Source organism: Nitratidesulfovibrio sp. D1 (genome assembly GCF_051133415.1).
Taxonomy (GTDB): Bacteria; Desulfobacterota; Desulfovibrionia; order Desulfovibrionales; family Desulfovibrionaceae; genus Cupidesulfovibrio.
This window is the reverse complement of the sequence record NZ_JBPGNZ010000008.1, coordinates 66,449-85,012: the sequence shown is the minus strand read 5'-3', so window position 1 is coordinate 85,012 and position 18,564 is coordinate 66,449. Positions and strand designations below refer to the sequence as shown.

At 70.5% G+C, this 18,564-nt stretch carries 18 protein-coding genes; 10 read left to right on the top strand and 8 right to left on the bottom strand.

Going from position 1 to position 18,564, the window contains the following annotated elements:
- Window positions 1-177: 177 nt before the first annotated feature.
- Entirely contained in the window at window positions 178-678 is a 501-nt protein-coding gene (locus ACR4XJ_RS15165) for a hypothetical protein (protein WP_434755999.1), read from the top strand.
- 126 nt (window positions 679-804) lie between these two features.
- On the opposite strand, the gene ACR4XJ_RS15160 is transcribed toward ACR4XJ_RS15165, so the two are convergent.
- From ACR4XJ_RS15160 to ACR4XJ_RS15135, 6 genes are all read right to left on the bottom strand, one after another.
- Window positions 805-2,061, bottom strand: coding sequence for an HD-GYP domain-containing protein (locus ACR4XJ_RS15160; RefSeq protein ID WP_434755998.1), 1,257 nt, complete (start codon window positions 2,059-2,061; stop codon window positions 805-807).
- Between the two features lie 255 nt (window positions 2,062-2,316).
- Complete coding sequence (gltX, locus tag ACR4XJ_RS15155) at window positions 2,317-3,711, bottom strand: glutamate--tRNA ligase (protein ID WP_434755997.1); 1,395 nt, start codon at window positions 3,709-3,711, stop codon at window positions 2,317-2,319.
- A gap of 92 nt (window positions 3,712-3,803) precedes the next feature.
- Complete coding sequence (locus tag ACR4XJ_RS15150; RefSeq protein ID WP_434755996.1) at window positions 3,804-4,037, bottom strand: NifU family protein; 234 nt, start codon at window positions 4,035-4,037, stop codon at window positions 3,804-3,806.
- Window positions 4,038-4,212: 175 nt separating this feature from the next.
- The gene (locus tag ACR4XJ_RS15145) at window positions 4,213-5,112 is read right to left on the bottom strand and encodes a DUF2156 domain-containing protein (protein WP_434755995.1); all 900 of its coding nucleotides are present in this window, start codon (window positions 5,110-5,112) and stop codon (window positions 4,213-4,215) included.
- The gene (locus tag ACR4XJ_RS15140; protein ID WP_434755994.1) at window positions 5,099-6,520 is read right to left on the bottom strand and encodes an MATE family efflux transporter; all 1,422 of its coding nucleotides are present in this window, start codon (window positions 6,518-6,520) and stop codon (window positions 5,099-5,101) included. Before ACR4XJ_RS15140 ends, ACR4XJ_RS15145 begins: the two co-directional genes overlap by 14 nt.
- Before the next feature lie 215 nt (window positions 6,521-6,735).
- Complete coding sequence (locus ACR4XJ_RS15135; protein WP_434756061.1) at window positions 6,736-7,692, bottom strand: biotin--[acetyl-CoA-carboxylase] ligase; 957 nt, start codon at window positions 7,690-7,692, stop codon at window positions 6,736-6,738.
- Window positions 7,693-7,830: 138 nt separating this feature from the next.
- Here ACR4XJ_RS15135 and bioB point away from each other — a divergent pair, with 138 nt between their 5' ends.
- From bioB to bioD, 9 genes are read left to right on the top strand one after another with little or no spacing between them, the layout of a single operon-like run.
- Window positions 7,831-8,943 (top strand): biotin synthase BioB, encoded by a 1,113-nt coding sequence (gene bioB / locus ACR4XJ_RS15130; protein ID WP_434755993.1) that lies wholly within the window; start codon window positions 7,831-7,833, stop codon window positions 8,941-8,943.
- The gene (gene bioA, locus ACR4XJ_RS15125; RefSeq protein ID WP_434755992.1) at window positions 8,940-10,409 is read left to right on the top strand and encodes an adenosylmethionine--8-amino-7-oxononanoate transaminase; all 1,470 of its coding nucleotides are present in this window, start codon (window positions 8,940-8,942) and stop codon (window positions 10,407-10,409) included. The genes bioB and bioA overlap by 4 nt, the downstream gene beginning before the upstream one ends.
- 5 nt (window positions 10,410-10,414) lie before the next feature.
- The gene (locus tag ACR4XJ_RS15120; RefSeq protein ID WP_434755991.1) at window positions 10,415-10,825 is read left to right on the top strand and encodes a hypothetical protein; all 411 of its coding nucleotides are present in this window, start codon (window positions 10,415-10,417) and stop codon (window positions 10,823-10,825) included.
- Window positions 10,819-11,649 carry an SDR family oxidoreductase gene (locus ACR4XJ_RS15115; protein ID WP_434755990.1) on the top strand — a complete coding sequence of 277 codons (831 nt, stop codon included), beginning with the start codon at window positions 10,819-10,821 and terminating at the stop codon, window positions 11,647-11,649. The genes ACR4XJ_RS15120 and ACR4XJ_RS15115 overlap by 7 nt, the downstream gene beginning before the upstream one ends.
- Window positions 11,650-11,696: 47 nt before the next feature.
- On the top strand, window positions 11,697-12,119 hold the full coding sequence (locus ACR4XJ_RS15110) for an acyl carrier protein (RefSeq protein ID WP_434755989.1): 423 nt from the start codon (window positions 11,697-11,699) through the stop codon (window positions 12,117-12,119).
- Window positions 12,120-12,148: 29 nt separating this feature from the next.
- Window positions 12,149-13,549, top strand: a complete 1,401-nt coding sequence (locus ACR4XJ_RS15105; RefSeq protein ID WP_434755988.1) for a beta-ketoacyl-[acyl-carrier-protein] synthase family protein — start codon at window positions 12,149-12,151, stop codon at window positions 13,547-13,549.
- On the top strand, window positions 13,546-14,025 hold the full coding sequence (locus tag ACR4XJ_RS15100; RefSeq protein ID WP_434755987.1) for a hypothetical protein: 480 nt from the start codon (window positions 13,546-13,548) through the stop codon (window positions 14,023-14,025). The genes ACR4XJ_RS15105 and ACR4XJ_RS15100 overlap by 4 nt, the downstream gene beginning before the upstream one ends.
- Window positions 14,004-15,377 carry an aminotransferase class I/II-fold pyridoxal phosphate-dependent enzyme gene (locus tag ACR4XJ_RS15095; RefSeq protein WP_434755986.1) on the top strand — a complete coding sequence of 458 codons (1,374 nt, stop codon included), beginning with the start codon at window positions 14,004-14,006 and terminating at the stop codon, window positions 15,375-15,377. Before ACR4XJ_RS15100 ends, ACR4XJ_RS15095 begins: the two co-directional genes overlap by 22 nt.
- A complete protein-coding gene (bioD, locus tag ACR4XJ_RS15090) occupies window positions 15,374-16,111 on the top strand; it encodes a dethiobiotin synthase (protein ID WP_434755985.1) in 738 nt (245 codons plus the stop codon). Before ACR4XJ_RS15095 ends, bioD begins: the two co-directional genes overlap by 4 nt.
- A gap of 12 nt (window positions 16,112-16,123) precedes the next feature.
- Here the strand turns inward: bioD and lysA are convergent, their stop codons facing one another.
- On the bottom strand, window positions 16,124-17,389 hold the full coding sequence (lysA, locus tag ACR4XJ_RS15085; RefSeq protein WP_434755984.1) for a diaminopimelate decarboxylase: 1,266 nt from the start codon (window positions 17,387-17,389) through the stop codon (window positions 16,124-16,126).
- A gap of 64 nt (window positions 17,390-17,453) precedes the next feature.
- Window positions 17,454-18,245, bottom strand: coding sequence for a TrmB family transcriptional regulator (locus ACR4XJ_RS15080; RefSeq protein ID WP_434755983.1), 792 nt, complete (start codon window positions 18,243-18,245; stop codon window positions 17,454-17,456).
- Window positions 18,246-18,564 lie beyond the last annotated feature (319 nt).

Genomic DNA, 18,564 nt, shown 5'->3' with positions numbered 1-18,564 from the left:
CGGGCGATGTCGGCCGGATGCGCCGCAGCATAGGCCACGTCGGCCCGCCGGGCAAGAACGGGCCGCATCCGCAACCAGCCCGCGCATCCCTGTTGCGGCCGTGCGCGGGGTGCGGTAAGCGACGGCGAGCGAAGGACGACCACGGGCGCCCGCGCCCCATCCACAGGAGACGATTCCATGAAATACGGCAGCAAGGTGGCGGCCCGCGTCGAGGAACTGCTGCGCGAGCAACTAGAGGAACTGGGCGAGAACCCCGGCGCCATCGGCGCGCACGACATCGCGGCGCACATGCGCTGCGAGATATGGCCCGACGACACCATGATCTACATCTGGAAGGAAACCCCCATCCTGCGCGTGTCCTCGGAACAGCACGACGACGGCAGCGTGACCTGGCGCATGTTCACCCGCGACGACGAAGGCGACGGCTTCGCCTCCGACCCGGCCGGCAGCCTGACCCGCGATGACGGCCCCCTGCTGGACATGGACCGCGCCTACGCTTCCCGCGCCGCCGCCCGCGACCTGGACGGCGACGAGGAGGACGACGACGATCTGGACGAGGACATCCTGTCCGCCCTGCTGGACGACGAGGATTCCGGCAACGACGACCTCGGCGACGAGGATGACGAGGATGACGGCAACGGGAACGAACGCCGCAACGGCGGCTACCCGGTCCAGTAGCACGCAGGCAGGAATGGCCGGAAACGGAAAGAACCGACCGAAACGGACGGCAATGGAAAGGGGGCGCCACATGGCGTCCCCTTTTGCGTGCTTCTTCGGCCCCCGCGTTGCGGCAATGCCGATGCCTCAGCGCCCGATGTGGCGGGCGAACTTGCTGCGCGCCTTGCCCTGCGCCGCCGCCGCAATGTCGATGATCTCGTCGCGCCGCGATTCCAGCGTGGCCACCACGGCCTTGTCCAGCAGCCCCCGGCGCACGCCGTCGCGCAGCACGTCGACGATCTCGTCGCGGCGCATGCCCGCCCGGTAGGGCCGGTCCTCGGCCAGGGCGGTGCACATGTCGGCCACGGCCATGATCCGCGAACCGATGCTCAGCCCGCCCGCCCCGATGCGGAAGGGATAGCCCGAGCCGTCGAGCTTCTCGTGGTGGAAGGCCGCCCATTCGGCGATGCCGCCAAGCCCCTTCATGGAGTTGAGCACCAGGTAGGTGTGGTAGGTGTGCTGGCGCATCACGGCGAATTCCTCGTCGGACAGGGGGCCCGCCTTTTCCAGGATGGCGTTGGGCACCACCATCTTGCCGAGGTCGTGCAGGTTGCCCGCGATTTCCAGCAGGCGCGCCTCGGGCTCGGGCAGGCCGAAGGCCCGCGCCAGCGCCCCGGCTGAGGCGGAAACCCCGGCGGAATGGGTGGCGGTGAACGGGGAGCGGAAGTCGATGATCTCCCGCACCAGCAGCGACCACATGCGCACGCCGTCCAGGTCCAGTTGCAGGCGGCGGCAGGGATTGCGTTCGCTGAGAAAGGCGAACAGGCGGGGCGAAACGAGGTTCAGCCAGAATTCGTCGCGGCCGGAAACCAGCAGAAAGGCCTCCACCACCCGGCGGTCCATGGCGCAGCCCGACATGCGGCGGATTCCGGCGGTGAGGTCGTCGTGCTGGTGCAGCACGTAGATGCCCCGGTCCATGGACCGTTCCAGCGTGTCGGCCAGCAGGACGATCTGGGCCAGCAGGCCCACGCGCGGGTCGGGGCCGTGCGCCTCCAAGTCCGGCAGGGTGGCGTGATGCAGGCGCACCACCTCGGCGGCCTCGGCCAGGCCCGGCCCCTGGGCCAGCAGCCCCGCGCCCACGGCGCAGTGCTCGTCCATGTTCTCGACGCGCGAGGCGCGCACGTCCAGCTTGTCTTCCGGCGACAGCGCGCCCACGTCGTGCAGCAGCGATGCGATGAACAGCGTTTCCTTGTCCTTCTGCGGCAGGTCCAGCGCCTCCGCCAGTTCCCATGCCACGAAGGCGACCCGCAACTGATGCTGCGACAGCGAAGGGCTCGCAAGGTCGAGCGCCTCCGAAATGGACAACAGCATGTCCGACAGGTCGACCGTAATCCCCGAATACATGGTCCCCCCGGCACTGTCCCGGCAACACGGGCCACGCCGGCCCCCCGTTGCGCGTGCGGCCGCCGCGCCACGATCCCCGGCGGCGGCCGACAACATTGATGGTCATATACTTTATCGACGAGCAAATGGCGGTGTCAACAAGCAAATGACGTTTTACCGGATTCATCGCCCCCCGGCCGGGCAATGAAGAGGGGCCGGAAGCTATCGCTTCCGGCCCCGTTGCAGGCGCGGTTCCATTGCCGGTGCGGCGGGCTTCTAGCCCAGCGTCGCCGCCCGGTCGAGCCTGGCCAGGGTTTCGGCCCGGCCCAGCACTTCCATGATCTCGGGCAGGCCGGGGCCGCCCAGCGAGCCAGCCAGCGCCACGCGCAGCGGCGGGCCCACCTGCTTGAACTTCAGGCCGCCCTGCTCCACGTAGTCGTGCACCACCTTCTCCAGCGCGGCCTTGTCGAAGGGCTCGGCCTTTTCCAGCAGCCCGCGCAGGGCGGCCACGTGGGCCTTGCCCTCGGTGGTCAGGGCCTTGGCCACGGCGGCGGGGTCGTGGTCCAGCGCGGCGGCGTCCACCAGCATGAAGCGCATCACCTTGGCGAGGTCGGCCAGGTTCGAGGCGCGCTCGCGGAACAGGGGCACCAGCGCGGCCAGCCGTTCCGGGGCCGCGTCGAAGCCTTCCGCCTTCACGAAGGGCGCGGCCAGGCGGGCCAGTTCGTCCACCGGAGTCTCGCGCAGGTAGTGGGCGTTCAGCCACTGCAACTTGTCCGGGTCGAAGGCGGCGGGGGCGCTGTTCAGGTTGTCGGTGGTGAACTTTTCCACCAGTTCCGACAGCGCGAAGATTTCCTGATCGCCGTACGACCAGCCCAGGCGCACCAGATAGTTCACCAGCGCCTGGGGCAGCAGGCCGTCCTGCTCATACTCGATGACCGCGCGCGCGCCGTGGCGCTTGGACAGCTTCTTCTTGTCCGGACCAAGGATCATGGGCACGTGGCCAAACACCGGCAGCGGCAGCCCAAGGGCTTGGTAGATCAGCACCTGCTTGGGCGTGTTGGACACGTGGTCGTCGCCGCGCAGCACGTGGGTGACGCCCATGGCGGCGTCGTCCACCACCACGGCCATGTTGTAGGTGGGCGTGCCGTCGGCCCGGCGCAGCACCATGTCGTCCAGTTCCGCCGCATCGAAGGCCAGGGCGCCCTTGACCACGTCCTCGAACACCACGCGGCCGGTCAGCGGGGCCTTCAGGCGCACCACCCGGCCGGGGCCGGGGCCAAGGCCGCGCTCGCGGCAGCGGCCGTCGTACTTGGGCTTCAGCCCGCGCTCGCGGGCCGTTTCGCGCATCCGCTCCACCTCTTCGGGCGAACATTCGCACCAGTAGGCGTGGCCGGTTTCCAGCATGCGGTCGATGTAGCCGTTGTAGATGTCGAAGCGCCTGCTCTGGTAGATGGGCTCGCCGTCCCAGTCCAGGCCCAGCCAGCGCATGGAGGCCAGGATGGAGTCGGTGTACTCCTGCAGCGAGCGCTCCTGGTCGGTGTCCTCGATGCGCAGCAGGAAGGTGCCGCCGAAGTGGCGGGCCAGCAGCCAGTTGAAGATGGCGGTGCGCGCCCCGCCGATGTGCAGGTGCCCGGTGGGGCTCGGCGCAAAGCGCGTAACGACCTTGGTCATGATGTTCTCCCCGTTCTTCGGGTATCGTTGATGGCGTGGAATGCCGCACGCGCGGCCGGGAAGACGAAAGAAACTGAGGCGCGGCGCGGAGGCTACACGGCCTCGACGCGCTTCACCTCGGGCACTTCCTTCAGCACCATGCGTTCCACGCCGCCCTTCAGGGTCTGCTGCGACATGGGACAGCCCTTGCACGCGCCGGTCAGGCACACGCGGACCACGCCGTCTGCGGTGATATCCACCAGTTCGACGTCGCCTCCGTCGCCCTGCAGATAGGGACGGACTTTGTCGAGGGCGGCCTGCACCTTTTCGCGGATGGCATCGGACATGGAAACCTCCTGAAGTTCATGGCGCGCCCCGCACGGGGCGGCGGACGCCGCGCCCTTCTACTGCCTTCGGCGGCGGGGTGTCAAACCACGGGGGGATTGGCGCAGCCATGCGGAATCCGGGCACCGCTGCATAATGGGCGTGCAGGGGACGCCGGAGGCGCACACAAGGCCGCCCCTACGCCGGGGCCACGTCCACCGCGAACTTCTTCAGGAAGCCCACGGGATTGTAGCTCTCCTTGGCCTGCCGCAGGCCAAGGTCGTCCAGATCCTGCTCGCGGTTGATGTACCGGAAGCTCATGGCGTGCTCGCGCGCGTACAGGTTGTTGATGGCCTGGTACACGCCGCGATACTCCGGCTTGGCCTTCTCGAAATGCACCACCAGGGTCTCGTCGTCCAGCCGCTCGCCCACGGTGTAGGCGATCATCTTTCCCTCCACGTACAGCGCCCCGCCGGAAAGCCCGGGAATCCTGTCCCAGTGCTCCAGCACCCTCCGCACGGCGGTGTTCTCAGCCACCAGCGCGTGCGATTCGTCGCACTCGCGCCACTTGCACCATTCCTCCTGCATGTCCAGAACCGCCTCAATGCAGTCCGGCGTCATGGGATGGTACTCGTGCGGATAGGCCTTCAGGAAGCCGTTCACGTGGTTCTTCTTCTTGTGGAACTTGTTGCCCTTCAGTTCCGCCAAGTCCTGCGCGGCATACAGATAGTCCCACTGGCCGCGCGCCTCGGCCAGCGCCACCCGGCCGCCCAGGGTCCGCTGCCAATGCACGGCCAGCGACTCGGGCACGCGGATGAACCGGGCGCCCGCGCCCAGCAGCGCGCACCGGCTCCAGTCCGCATCCAGCCACGGCCCCACGGGCGCCCACCATACGGGTTCCGGCCTGGTCTGGCGCAGCCAGCACAACCCGTGCGCAAAGGTCCATTCCAGGCCATAGTATTCGGCCCAGCCCCAGACGTTGGTGAAACTGTAGTCCGACGCGTGCTGCGGCGTGCGGGCGAAAAGGTCGAGATACTCGGCCATGCGGTCGAGCGAGACGGGCCGGAACTCTCCGGGGGTCAACTCACTGTCGGTCATGCGAGGCAGCTCCTTGTGGCGCGGCCTTGCGGCCGTTGCGCCGGATCATGCTGAACCGGCTCCAGTCACGCGTGCAGAACAGCCACAGCATGACCGAAGACTGGAACACCTGGGAAACGAACATGGCGAGAAATATCCCCGCCGCATCCCGCCACACCACGTGGCCCATGACCCATGCCAGCGGCAGCCGCACGAACCACGTGGCCGAACCGTACACCAGGAAGGAATACAGGGTGGCGCCCGCGCCGGTCATGACCCCGCCAAGGGTCATGCTGGCCACGGTGAAAGGGATGGAGACGAGGTTGTAGCGCAGATAGCTGACCACCTGGACGGCCACGGCGGGTTCCGGGGCCAGCCAGGCGGCGATGTCGGACGTCCATGGCCAGAGCAGCACGGCGAACACGCTCATGGAGGCGCAGCCGACGCCCAGCAGGCGCAGGCTGACCCGGAAGGCTTCCGGCTTGCGGCCCGCGCCCAACAGATGGCCCACCAGCACCGAGGCGGTCATGTTGAAGGCCAGCGCAGGCAGGAAAATGAACGATTCCACGCGCATGCCAGCCGTCATGCCGGCCAGGGCCGCCACGCTGCCCGCAGGCAGCGAGGCGGTGATGGAAAACAGCACCAGGTAGCCGAGGTTCCACATGATCTGGAGCCCGGCGGCGGGCGCTGCCACGCGGATGAGATAGGGCGCGCCGCGCCGCATCCAGCGCAGGGGAGGGAAGGAGGCGCGTTGCAGCAGTTCCCGGTCGCGGACCAGCATGCCCACGTTCAGCGCGGCCCCGATCATGATGGCGACGAAGGTGGCCCAGGCCACCCCCGCGTACCCGTAGGCGGGCAGGCCCCACAGCCCGAGGCCGAAGCCCAGGGTGGCCCCGGCGTTGACGATGCAGACCACCACCATGGACACCAGCGGCGCGATCATGCGCTTGCGGGCGCGGAACACCGCCCCGGTGATGGTGAACAGGTAGTTGGCGGGCAGGCCCAGCAGGTACACCTTCCAGAAGTACGAGGCCACCGGCATGATGGGCTCGGGCACCTGCAACAGGCGCAGGAAGGGCTCGATGGTGGCGAGGCCCAGCAGCATGATGCCCACGCCCACCGTGCACCCGCCCGCCAGCACCATGCCCGCGTAGCGCCGGGCGCGCGGCAGCAGGCCCGCCCCCAGCGCCTGGCTGATGGCCGCGACCCCCGCGTTGGCACCGGCCACGGCGACCACCAGCAGAAAGAACAGGCACTGCGAGACAAGGCCGATGGCGGCCTGCACCTCTGGCTGGATGCGGCCTGCCACCCAGACGTCGGTGAACCCGATGAGGAAATGGAAGACCATCATCAGCATCTGGGGCCATGTCAGCCGCCAGATGCCGCGATAGGATGCGTCGTCGCCCTGCGGGCGCGCGTGCTGCGACATCTCGTGCCGTCCGTTCGGTTCGGTGGTGGGCGTCGCACCCGCCCGCAGGCATGATCCGGCGCGGGCCAGGGGATGCGGCGTGCCGGCCGTGCCCGTGGCCGGACGCGCGAATCCCGTGGCCGCACCGGAAAACCGGGAGCCGACGGGAAGGCGCGCCGCCGCGTCCGGCGCCGGTGCGTCACACCGGCCGGGCGCGGCCACGAAGAGATAGGCGCTTACGGCCTGCTGTCAATGACGTCGCCCGCATGCAGGCGATGTTCGTGGCCCTGGGCGTCCACCAGGCGCAGCAGGCCGTCGGGGTCCACGTCGGCCACCAGCCCTTCCACCACGCCGTGGGGCGTGCCCACCCGCAGGGGGGTGCCCACGATGGCGGAAAGCTCCTTCCAGCGGGCGATGACCGGGCCGGGGTCGCCCTCTCGCAGGGCGGCGTACCAGTGTTCCGCCCGTTCCAGAAAGGCGCGCAGCACGTCCACCCGCGATACCGGGCGGCCCAGTTCGGCCGCCAGCGAGGTGGCCTTTTCCCGCAGGTCTTCGGGCAGGTCCCCGGCCCGGGTGTTCACGTTGATGCCCGCGCCGGTGACCACGTGGGACACCGTGTCGGCCACCAGGGCCACCTCGGTCAGGTTGCCCGACACCTTGCGGCCGTGCACCAGCACGTCGTTGGGCCATTTGGCGCGCGGGGCAAGGCCGGTGACCTCGGCCACCGCCTCGGCCACGGCCACGGCGGTCATCAGGGTGACCAGCGGCGCGGCCTGCGGGGCAAGGCGCGGCCGCAGCACCAGCGAAACGTACACTCCCACCCCGGCGGGCGATGCCCAGGCCCGCCCGGCGCGCCCGCGCCCGGCGGTCTGTTCGGAAGCCGCCACCACGGTGCCTTCGGGCGCCCCGCCAAGGGCCAGCAGCGCGGCCTCGCGGTTGGTGGAATCGGTGGAGCCGTGCAGGACGAAATCGCCCCGGCCGAAACAGACGGTGCGCAGCCCCTGCCGGACGGCGGCCACGGTGAGCACGTCGGCCTCGGCCAGCAGCCGGTAGCCCCGGCGGGTCATGGCCTCGATCTGGTGCCCTTCCGCGCGCAGCGCCCGCACGTGCTTGGCCACGGCGGCCCGGCTCACGCCGAGCAGCCGCGAAAGTTCCTCTCCGGATCGCCAGTTGCCGCCCGCTTCGCGCAACATGGCGAACACACGTCCCTTCGTGGTCGTCCTGTCAGTGTCCACGGCGATTGTAAACCATCAGGCAATTGCTTGGTTGACAAAAAGGAACACGCCCGCTACTCGCCCTGAACTGCCATTCAACAGGAGCGATACCGGTACATGAACCCCCTGCTGGAACGTCTGAGCGCGCGCCTTTCGGACACCATTCCCCCCGGAACGGAGACTTCTTGCGCATCGCCATGCCGCGCCCACGCGGCCCAAGGCTCCCCGGCCGGCATCACCGGAGAGGAAGCGCTGGCCGTGGCGCGGCTGCCCGCGTCCGACATCCTGGACATCCTGGCCGTGGCGCAGGCCGTGCGTTCGGCCCGCAAGGGACCGCTGGCGACCACCTGCGGCATCGTCAACGCCAAGTCGGGCCGCTGCGGCGAGGACTGCGCCTTCTGCGCCCAGTCGTCGCACCACGACACGGGCGCTCCGGTGCATGGGCTGCTCGGCCCCGACGCACTGCTGCGCCATGCGGAGGAACTGGCCCGCGCGGGCGTGCGCCGTTTCGGCATCGTGACCAGCGGCAACGCCCTTTCGGAGCGTGAATTCGACGCGGTCTGCCATGCGGCGCGCCTGTTGCGCGAACGGGTGGACATCGGCCTGTGCGCCTCACTGGGGCAGCTCGCCACGGGGTCCGCCGCATCGAAAGGACCGGACGGACGGGGAGAACGAGCGCGCCGCCTGAAGGACGCAGGCATTTCCAGCTACCACCACAATCTGGAAACGGCCAGAAGTTTTTTCCCGCAGGTATGTACCACGCACTCCTACGACGACGATGTCGCCACCGTGCGCGAGGCCGCGCGGGCGGGGTTGCGTACCTGTTGCGGCGGTATCCTGGGCCTTGGCGAAACGTGGGAACACCGCGTGGAACTGGCCCTGACCCTGCGTGAACTGAACGTGGACTCCATACCGCTGAACTTTCTGCATCCCATTCCGGGCACACGGCTGGGCCATCGCAGTCCGTTGCCGCCCATGGAGGCGTTGCGGGCCATCGCCGTATTCCGCCTGCTGCACCCTGAGCGTGACATCCTGGTGTGCGGCGGGCGCGAAACCACGCTGGGCGCGTGGCAGCCGTGGGTGTTGGCGGCCGGGGCCAACGGCCTGATGGTGGGCAACTACCTGACCACGGCGGGCCGCGCCCTTGCCGACGACATGGACATGCTGGCCACGCTGGGCGTGGGCGGGACCGTGGACGATGGACAAGGCGGCGGGGAGGCGCGGGCATGAGCGGACAGGTTGCGGAAAACGGCGCGTCCGGCAGGTCAGGGGCGTCCGCCGCCCCCGCGGCAACGGACGCCACCCGGCGGTTGCGCGCGCTGGACAAGGCCCACGTGTGGCACCCCTTCACCCAGATGCGCGACTGGCTGGCCGCCGACCCGCTGGTCATCGCCGCCGCCGAGGGCAACCGGCTCATCGACACCGACGGCGTGTCCTACCTGGACGGCGTGTCCTCGCTGTGGACCAACGTGCACGGGCATCGCCACCCTAGGCTGGACGCGGCCGTGCGGGCGCAGTTGGACAAGGTGGCCCACACCACCCTGCTGGGCCTGGGCAGCGAGCCGTCCATCGAACTGGCGGCGCGGCTGGCCGCCATCGCTCCGCAGGGGCTGACGCGGGTGTTCTATTCCGACAGCGGGTCAACGTCCGTGGAAGTGGCGCTGAAGATCGCCTTCCAGTTCCACCGCCAGGCCCCGGCGCATCTGGGCGGCGACGCCCGGCGCACCCGCTTTCTCAGCCTGCGCAACGCCTACCACGGTGACACCGTAGGGGCCGTGGCTCTCGGCGGCATGGACCTGTTCCACGCCATCTACGCGCCGCTGCTGTTCGACACGCTGAAGGCGGAAAGCCCCCACTGCTACCGCTGCCCGTTCGGGCGGCAGGCCGGGGACTGCGGCCGGGAATGCATCGCCCACGTGGAAGATCTGTTCGCGCGCCACGGGCACGAGATGTGCGCCGCCGTGGTGGAACCGCTGGTGCAGGGCGCGGCGGGCATGCTGTTGCAGCCGCCGGGCTGGCTGCGCCGGGTGCGCGAACTGTGCGACGCGCACGGCGTGTTCCTGGTGGCCGACGAGGTGGCCGTGGGCTTCGGCAAGACCGGCACCCTGTTCGCCTGCGAGCAGGAAGGGGTGACCCCCGACTTCCTGTGCCTGGCCAAAGGCATTTCCGGCGGCTATCTGCCGCTGGCCGCCACCCTGACCACCGAGCGGGTGCACGACGGCTTCCTGGCCCGCCACGAGGAGTTGCGCACCTTCTTCCACGGCCACACCTACACCGGCAATCCGCTGGCCTGCGCGGCGGCCATCGCCTCGCTGGACGTGTTCGAGGAAGAACAGGTGATGGAGCGGCTGCAACCGAAGATCGCCCGGCTGGCCGCGCGGCTGGAAACGCTGCGCGACCTGCCCCACGTGGGCGATATTCGCAGGTGTGGCGTGATGACCGGCATCGAGATGGTGCGCAACCGGGAGACCAGGGAATCCTACGACCTGGCCCAGCGCATGGGCCACCGGGTGACCCTGGAGACGCGGCGGCGCGGGGTGATCGTCCGTCCGCTGGGCGACGTGATGGTGCTCATGCCGCCGCTGTCCATCACCGACGAAGAAATCGACCTGCTGGTGGACGCCACGGGCGAGGCCATTCGCGCCGTGACCGAACGCGGGGCCACCGGTGGATTGGACGGGCTGGCGGGAGCATAGCAGGCATGTCCGGCAACAGGGATACGGCAACACAGGCTTCCGCCTGCGCGCACCGCACCGTGCGCCGAGGGGTGTTCCGGTTCGACCCGGCCCACCCGCTGTTCGCGGAGCATTTCCCCGGCGCTCCCGTGGTGCCGGGCTCGTGCATCGTACAGGCATTCGCGGACGAAGCGTCGCGCTGGGCGGGCGGCCCGGATTTCCCTTTCGACGGGCCGCCGCGCCCGATACGCCCGATATGTGAGATACGCGGGTTCCGCTTCCGGCGTTTCGTACCGCCGGGGGACTACGCCTTCCGCATGGAGCGCACCGGTGACGGCCTGCGCTGTTCGCTGCACGCGCTGGACGCGGAGGCCGGAGAGGAGGGATGCGTCGCCACGCCCCCCGCCCCACTGGTGACCGGGGTGCTGGCATGGTAGCCCGCGCCGCCCTGGCGGATTCCGCCCTGCGCGGCCCGGCGCTCATCGCGGGCGGCTCGTGCGACCTGGGTCTGGCCCTCGGCGCGGCGCTGGCCGCCGACGGGGTGGCCGTGGCCCTGACCGCGCGCGACGGGGCGGGTGCGGCGCGCATCCGCGCCGTGCTGCCCGACGCCGTGGTGCTGCGCCTGCACGCGCGCGGGCCGGAACGGGGCGGCGCGCACGAAGATTTCGCGCCCTCGACGGCAGCCGAACGCCATGCCGAAGACGACGCGCCGGAAGCCCTGCCCGAACGCGCCCGCGCCGCGCTGGGGGCCGCGCCCCGGCTGTTCGTGGACCTGCTGCACTCCCGGTTCGAAGCCTTGCTGGCCGGGGCGGACCCTACCGACATCGACCTGTGGGCCGCGCGCGACATCGCCTTCCGCGCCCGGCTGCTGCGCGCCGTAAGCCGGTCCATGCTGGCCGCGCGGGACGGACGGTGCGTGTTCGTCTCGTCCTCGGCGGCGGAACGCGCCGCGCCGGGGCAGGGCTATTACGCCGCCGCCAAGCTGGCCGGAGAAGCACTGTACCGCGCCGTGGGCGTGGAACTGGCCCCGCGCGGGGTCACCGCCTGCTCGCTGCGGCTGGGCTGGCTGGAGGCGGGCCGGGGCGCGCCGTTCCTGCAATCGCGCGCCGCCGGTGCCCCCCTGCCGCCCACCGGGCGCGTCGTGACCGTGGCCGAGGCCGTGCAGACCCTGCGCTTTCTGCTCTCCGCCCCGGCTGCGGCCATCAACGCCACCACCCTGACCTGCGACGGCGGCTTCGGCGCGCTGAAACCGGCCTGCTGATCCCGCATCGGGCAGGAATTTCCATCAATACATACAGGCAGGATGCCATGACCTCACATACCCCCCAGGAGCCGCACGACATCGCGGTCACGGTGGCCGCGCTGGTGGCCCCCATCTTCGACGTGGACGCCGCCACCCTGTCCCCGACCACCCGGTTGATGGCCGACCTGCCCTGCGAGTCCATCGACCTGCTGGAAATCGGCGCCGGGCTGAACCGCCGCTTCGCCGTCCCGGTGCGCGACGCCGCCGCCTTCCTTACCGACCTGCGCATCCACGTGCTGGAGGCGGAACGCCATGGCGAATCCCCGGAAGCCCGGCTGGCGCGGGAGTACCCGCACCTGTCCGCCGCGCGCGTGGCGGAAATCCTGGCCAACGTGCGCGTGCCGGGCGCGCCGCCGGTGCTGACCATCGGCGACGTGGCTGCCTACGTGGTGTGGGCGCTGGCGCGGCATGCGGGCCGACAGTCCTGACCGGCCCCGCAGCAGTGGCCGCCAGACACATGCAGCCCTCTTTCCGTCCTCCCCATTCCCCCCGCCGCGTGGTCATCACCGGCGCGGGCGCGCTGACGCCCTTGGGGCACGCCCCGCAGGACATTGCCCGCGCCATCCGCGACGGGTACAGCCCGTTCCGCCATGCCGTGGCCCTGACCGGCGCGGCCTGCGCGCCCGTGCGGGACTTCGACGAGGCGGCGGCCACCGGCCGCTGGCGGCACCGCCGCTACCTTTCGCGCGGCGGGCTGCTGGCGCTGGCCTCGGCCCAGGCCGCCGCCCGGCAGGCCGGATACGCCTGCGGCGATGCGACGGATGCCGTGATGGACGCTGACGCCCCGCCTCCTCCCCCCTTCCCGGACGATACCGCGCTGGTGGCCGCCAGCGGTCCCAACCTGGACGTGGGGGCCGACTTTCCGGCGGCCTGCGGACGAATCAGGCCGCCGCACGACACCCTGCCGGGGCTTGAGCACCCCGGTCTGGACGCGCTGTGGCTGTTGCGCTGGCTGCCCAACACCGCCGCCTCGGCCGTGGCCATGCGCTGCGGAATCCGGGGCGAAGGACTGGTGCTGGGCACGGCCTGCGCCGCCTCGTTGCAGGCCGTGGGCGAGGCCGCCCGGCGGGTGCGCTGGGGCCTTGCCCCGGCGGCGCTGGCCGTGGGCGGCGACTCGCGCCTGTCGGAAGGGGGCCTTCTGGGCTATGCCCGCGCCGGAGCCATCCAGCGCGACCTGGACCCCGCCGATGCAGCCGCCCCCCACATGGCCTGCCGCCCCTTCGACGCGGCGCGGTGCGGCTTCGTACCCGGAGAAGGGGGCGCGGCCTTCGTGCTGGAGCCGCTGGAGACGGCGCTGGCGCGCGGGGCCACGCCGCTGGCCGAAATCCTGGGCATGGGGGCCACGCTGGACGGACACGCCCTGACCGCGCCGGAACCCGACGCCCGCCGGGCCGAGGCAGCCGTGCGCGGCGCGCTGGCCGAGGCGGGGCTGACGCCCGGCGACATCCGCTGGGTGGCGGCCCACGGCACCGGCACAGCCCTCAACGACGCGGCGGAAATCCGCCTGCTGGAACGGGTCTTCACCGATGCGGGCCACGCGCCCGCCGTCACCGCCGTGAAGTCGTGGACCGGGCACTGCGCCTCGGCCTGCGGCGCGGTGGAACTGGCCGTGCTGCTGGCCTGCGCGGCGGACGGCTTTCTGCCGCCGGTGCGCAACCTGTCCGCGCCGGAAAGCGGGCGGCTGGACTTCGTGCGCGAAATGCGCCCCCTGCTCCCCCCGTCCCCCCTGCCCCCCCCTTCCCCCCTGCCCACTCTGCCCACTCTGCCCCCTCTGTCTGACACCGGGGATGGTTCCGTCGGGCTGCTGCTCAACTTCGGCTTCGGCGGGCAAAACGCCGCGCTGGTGGTGCGGCTGTGACCCTTTTCCGCCATGCCCTTCCGGGGAAGACCCCTGCCCGCTTCCTGCTGCTGGACCGGGTGGACCGCTGCGACGCCACGCAGGCCACGGCTTGCCGCGCCTTCGCCAGCGCACCCCCATGGCAGGGACTGGAAGCCATGGCCCAACTGGCCGCGCTGCACGCCCGCCGGGCATCCGGCTTTGTCCTCCACGCCTTTCTGCTGACCGTACAGGAATGCAACTGGCCGTTTGCCGACGCCCTGCACGGCACCCTCCGCATCCGGGCCAAACTGCTGGCCGAAAGCGACCGCGCCGCCACCTACGCCACGGCCATCACACCCATTCCGCAGGCATCCGACGCAGACGCCGCGCCCGTGCCCCCATGCATGGCCGCCACCCTGATCATCGGCCGCACGGCCTACGACACCCGCTTCAACGGCGACGTACTCGCCGCCCGTTATCGAGAGATATTCGCATGGCTGACCACAACCCCCTGACCGCCGGACCCGCGCCCGGCTTGCTGGCCGCGCGCCTGGCCCTGCGGGTGGAGGAGTTGCGCGCCGCCGGTCTTGGCCGTAGCGCCCCGCTGCTGGACGGGCTGCCCGCCTCCGCCGCCGTCCCCGCTTCCGTTCCCGACGCCACTCCATCCGGCGGTGCCGGCGATTCCACCTCCCCGGCGCTGGTGCATATGGACGGCCGCCCGCTGCTCCATTTCGCGGGCAACGACTATCTGGGGCTTGCCGCCGACGGGGCGTGGCGGGGCACGGTGGCCGCCTGCTTCGCGCGCCATGCGCCCTCGGGCACGGCCTCGCGCCTGGCCGCCGGGCACACCGCGCTGGCGGCGGAAGCCGAGGCCGCGTGGGCCGACTACTTCGGCTATGCGGAATGCCTGTTCCTGCCCAGCGGCTACCAAGCCAACCTGGCCCTGCTGTGGGGGCTGCTTGGCCACGGCGACGCGGTATTCCTGGACCGCAGGGTGCACGCCAGCATGGCCCACGCCCTGCCCCCCACCGGGGCGCGGCTGCACACCCACCGCCACGCGGACATGGACGACCTGTCGCGCCGCCTGGCCGCATGGCGGGCCGCAGGCAACGACGGCCCCACCGCGTGCGATACCGCCGCCGACATGGGAACGATGGGTGCGCCGCAGCCCGTGGTCCTGGCCGAATCGCTGTACAGCATGGATGGCACCCTGCCGGACATGGCCCGGCTGGGCGCGGTGGCGCGCGAGCACGGGGCCTTCGTCATCGTGGACGAGGCCCACGCCTTCGGCGCGCTGGGCGCTGGCGGGCGCGGCCGGGCGCACGGCGTGGCCGACGCCGCCGTGGGCACGCTGGGCAAGGCGCTGGGGCTGTTCGGGGCGTTCCTGCTGCTGCCGCGCGGGGCGCGCGCGGCGCTGGAAAACCTGGCCTCGCCGCTGATCCACTCCACCGCCCTGCCGGAGGCGCACGCCGCCTGCTGCCTGGCCCTGCTGGACCTGCTGCCCCGGCTGGACGACCGCCGCCACCACCTCGCCGCGCTGGGCGCGGCCCTGCGCGCCGGGTTGCGCGCCGAAGGGATGCCGGTGCGCGAAGGCGCGCACGTGGTCTGCGTGGACGTAGGCGACGAGGACCGCTGCTCCCGCCTTGCCGCGAAGCTGCGTACACCCGCTGACGACGGCCCCGGCGTGCTGGCCCTGGCCGCGCGCCACCCCACGGTACCGCGCGGCGCGGCCGTGCTGCGCCTGGGCCTTACCGCCCTGCACCGGGTGGACGACGTGGCCCGCTGCGTGGACCTGCTGGCCCGCGCCTGGAGAAAAGAGGAAGAGCAGGGCGGGGCCCCCCACCACACGACCGGAGAAACCTCATGAACAACGCATACGCACCCCCCACCCGCGCCCTGTTCGTGGTGGGCACGGATACGGGCGTGGGCAAGACGGTGGTGTCGATGCTGCTGCTGCGCGAGCTGTTCGCGCGGGGAGAGCGGCCGTTCTACGCCAAGCCCATGCAGACCGGGTGCAAGGACCCGTACGACACGGACAGCGACGCGGCCTTCGTGTACCGGCACGTTCCGGAACTGGCCGGGCGCGACCCGGCGGAGGCGGTGGGGTGGTGCTTCGCGGCGCCTAAGGCTCCGCTCCACGCCGCGCGGGACGAACTGCGCGGCGTGGAGACGGAAGACCTGGTGCGCAGTCTGGCATGTCTGCGCGGTGAACACGCCTCGCTGGTCCTGGAAGGCGCGGGCGGCCTGATGGTGCCGTTCACGCCGGAAGCCCTGTGCATCGACTGCATCCGGGCCGCCGACGCCCGTCCCGTGCTGGTGGCGCGGGCGGGGCTGGGCACCGTGAACCACACGCTCCTCTCGGTGGAGGCGCTGGTCCGGAGAGGGATGGAACCGGCAGGGATCGTTTTCGTTCACACCAAGGAACGTTCCGCATCCCCGGACCTTGTGCGGGACAACATGGAGGCGGTAGCCATGCTGTCCGGTTTTCCGGTGAGCGGCATGGTGCCGCCCATCGAAAATCTGCTGCATCCGCCCGACGCCGCCTTCGCGCCCTTGCGGCGCATGCTCGACGTGCTGGACGGGGTTGTATCGCCCGGCTAGCCCCGGACGGGACTAGGCGTCAGGAAAAAGGGCCATCAAGTCCGAAAGCTCTTCCCTGCGGCGGATCAGCCGGGGCTGCCCGTCCAGTCCGATGAGCACCTCGGCCGGGCGCAGCCGCTGGTTGTACGTGGAACTCATGGCGTAGCCGTAGGCCCCGGCGTCCAGCACGCCCAGGATGTCGCCTTCCTGCACGGCGGGCAGCGCGCGTTCCCTGGCCATGATGTCGCCGCTTTCGCAGATGTTGCCCACCACGGTCTGGGGGTGCAGGGCCGCGTCGGGCGCGCCGCCCGTGCGGTAGACCTCGATGTCGTGGTGCGCGTCGTACATCACCGGACGGGCCAGTACGTTGAAGCCAAGGTCGGTGCCCACGTAGCGGGTGGGGCCGTTGTGCTTGGTGGCGTGCACGGTGCCCAGCAGCAGGCCGCATTCGGCCACCACGTAGCGGCCCGGCTCGACGTAGAAGCGGCCCTTGTACCCGGTGCGTTCCGACCAGGCCGAAATGAGCGCGTGGAACCGCTCCGCCGTGGCGGCAAGGTCCAGCCGGGGCTGGTCCTCGTACTTGCGGTAGGGAATGCCGAAGCCGCCGCCGAAGTCGATGACCTCCACGGTGTCGAACTTCTCCGCCACGGACAGCAGGAAGTCCGCCGCCGCCACGTACCCGTCCGGCTCCAGGAACAGCGAGCCGATGTGCTGGTTGACGCCCGCCAGGGTCATGCCGTGCTTGGCCAGGATGGCCCGCAGTTCGGCCAGCGAGGCCTCGGAGGGGTCCACGCCGAACTTGGTGACCTTGCCCGCCGTGACCACCTTCTGGTGGTGCCCCGCGCCGATGCCGGGGTTGAAGCGCACCATGGCCTTGCCGTCCCGGTTCACCTTGCCCAGCAGGTCGAGTTGCGACAGCGAATCCACGCTCACCAGCAGGCCGTGCGCCACGGCGTTGGCCAGTTCCGCCTCGGACACGTTGTTGCACACGTACAGGATCTGGTCCGGGGTGAACCCGGCCGCCATGTTGACGTGGAGTTCGCCGGGCGACATGGCGTCCACCACCAGCCCTTCGTCGCGGATGATGCGCAGCAGCGAAAGGTTGGTGTTGGCCTTGGCCGAATAGTTCACGAAAAAGCCGGGGTGCGACGAAAGGGCCTTCATCTCGCGGCAGCGCGCGCGCAGCAGGGCTTCGCTGTAGACGTACAGGGGGCTGCCGTAGGCGGCCGCAAGTTCTTCGGGCGTGGTCCGGCCGAAGAAGCCGACCGCGTCGGTGTAGGTGGAACGGACGTTGGGCATGAAGGTCTCCGTCGTGTTTCCGGCGTGCGGGCCGCGTGCTGCGCGCGCCCTGTCCGGTGGTCCGTCAGTTGTCCGGAACGGGGTCCGCCCCGGCGTCCGGCATAGCGTTTGGCATAGCGTTTGGCATGGCGGCGCGGATGCGGATCAGTTCCATCTCGTGCAGTATGGCCTCGCGCATCAGGTACACGAGGTGCTCGTTGCGCGAATACAGACAGCGCCCGCTCACGCCCGGCTCCAGCAGGCCCGCGATGACCTCGCTGGTGTCGGCGATGAGCTTCACGTGCCCACTGCCCGCCTGGTTCTTCAGGAAGGTGGCCCCGGCGATGCCCGGATCGGTGTTGGACAGCAGCACCACCTTCAGCCCCCGCGCCACGCAGTCGTCGAACTCGCGCCGGAACAGCGCCACGTTGTCCGCGTGCATGGATGCGTACACTCGCAGCCGCGCCAGATGCAGCATGTTGCGGATCTTGTCCTCGGTGTTGCGCAGCCCGGCCACGGTCAGGTAGGGCGTCTCGTCCGGCTCGCTGTCCGGCAGGTTGGCCTCCAGGAAGGCCAGCGTGCCTTCGGCGTCGCGCCGCAGGTTCAGCAGCAGTTCCTCGCGCGGCAGCGCCATGTAGCGGCTGGTGTCGCCGCTGGCCACCACGGCCCCGCCCTTCTCCACCAGGCTCGACAGCGCCGCGTAGGCGTTGGAGCGCGAAATTCCGGCGGCCTTGGCCGCCTCGTACCCGGTCATGGGATTCTGGGGAGTTTGGGGGTTCTGATGGGACGCCTGGCTGCCGTGCCGCAGCAGGGTGAGGTACATCAGCGATTCCTGCTGGGTGAAACCGAACTTGCGCAATGCCTGGATGAGTTCCATGTGCTTCCTTCCACAAGCCCGCCGGGACAGGCGGGGTACCGGTGCATGAGGGCCGTCGGATGTCCGGATACGGGATAACCGCACAACCATACGGTGGCGGGGCTGACGGCGACGCCGCCTTGCGCTACACTGGCCGCGCTGTCGACCCTGCTATCCGGCGGCCATCCCTTCGCCCCGCTCCGTGCGCCCTGGCCTGTTGCTGGCCGAGGCGCACCGGGTCCCGTGCGCGGCGGGGGAAACCTCATGCGTGGTACTGATTGGTACTACTAAGGTAGCGTCCACGAATTGTCAACAGCCGGAGCGCGAAATCCGGCCACCT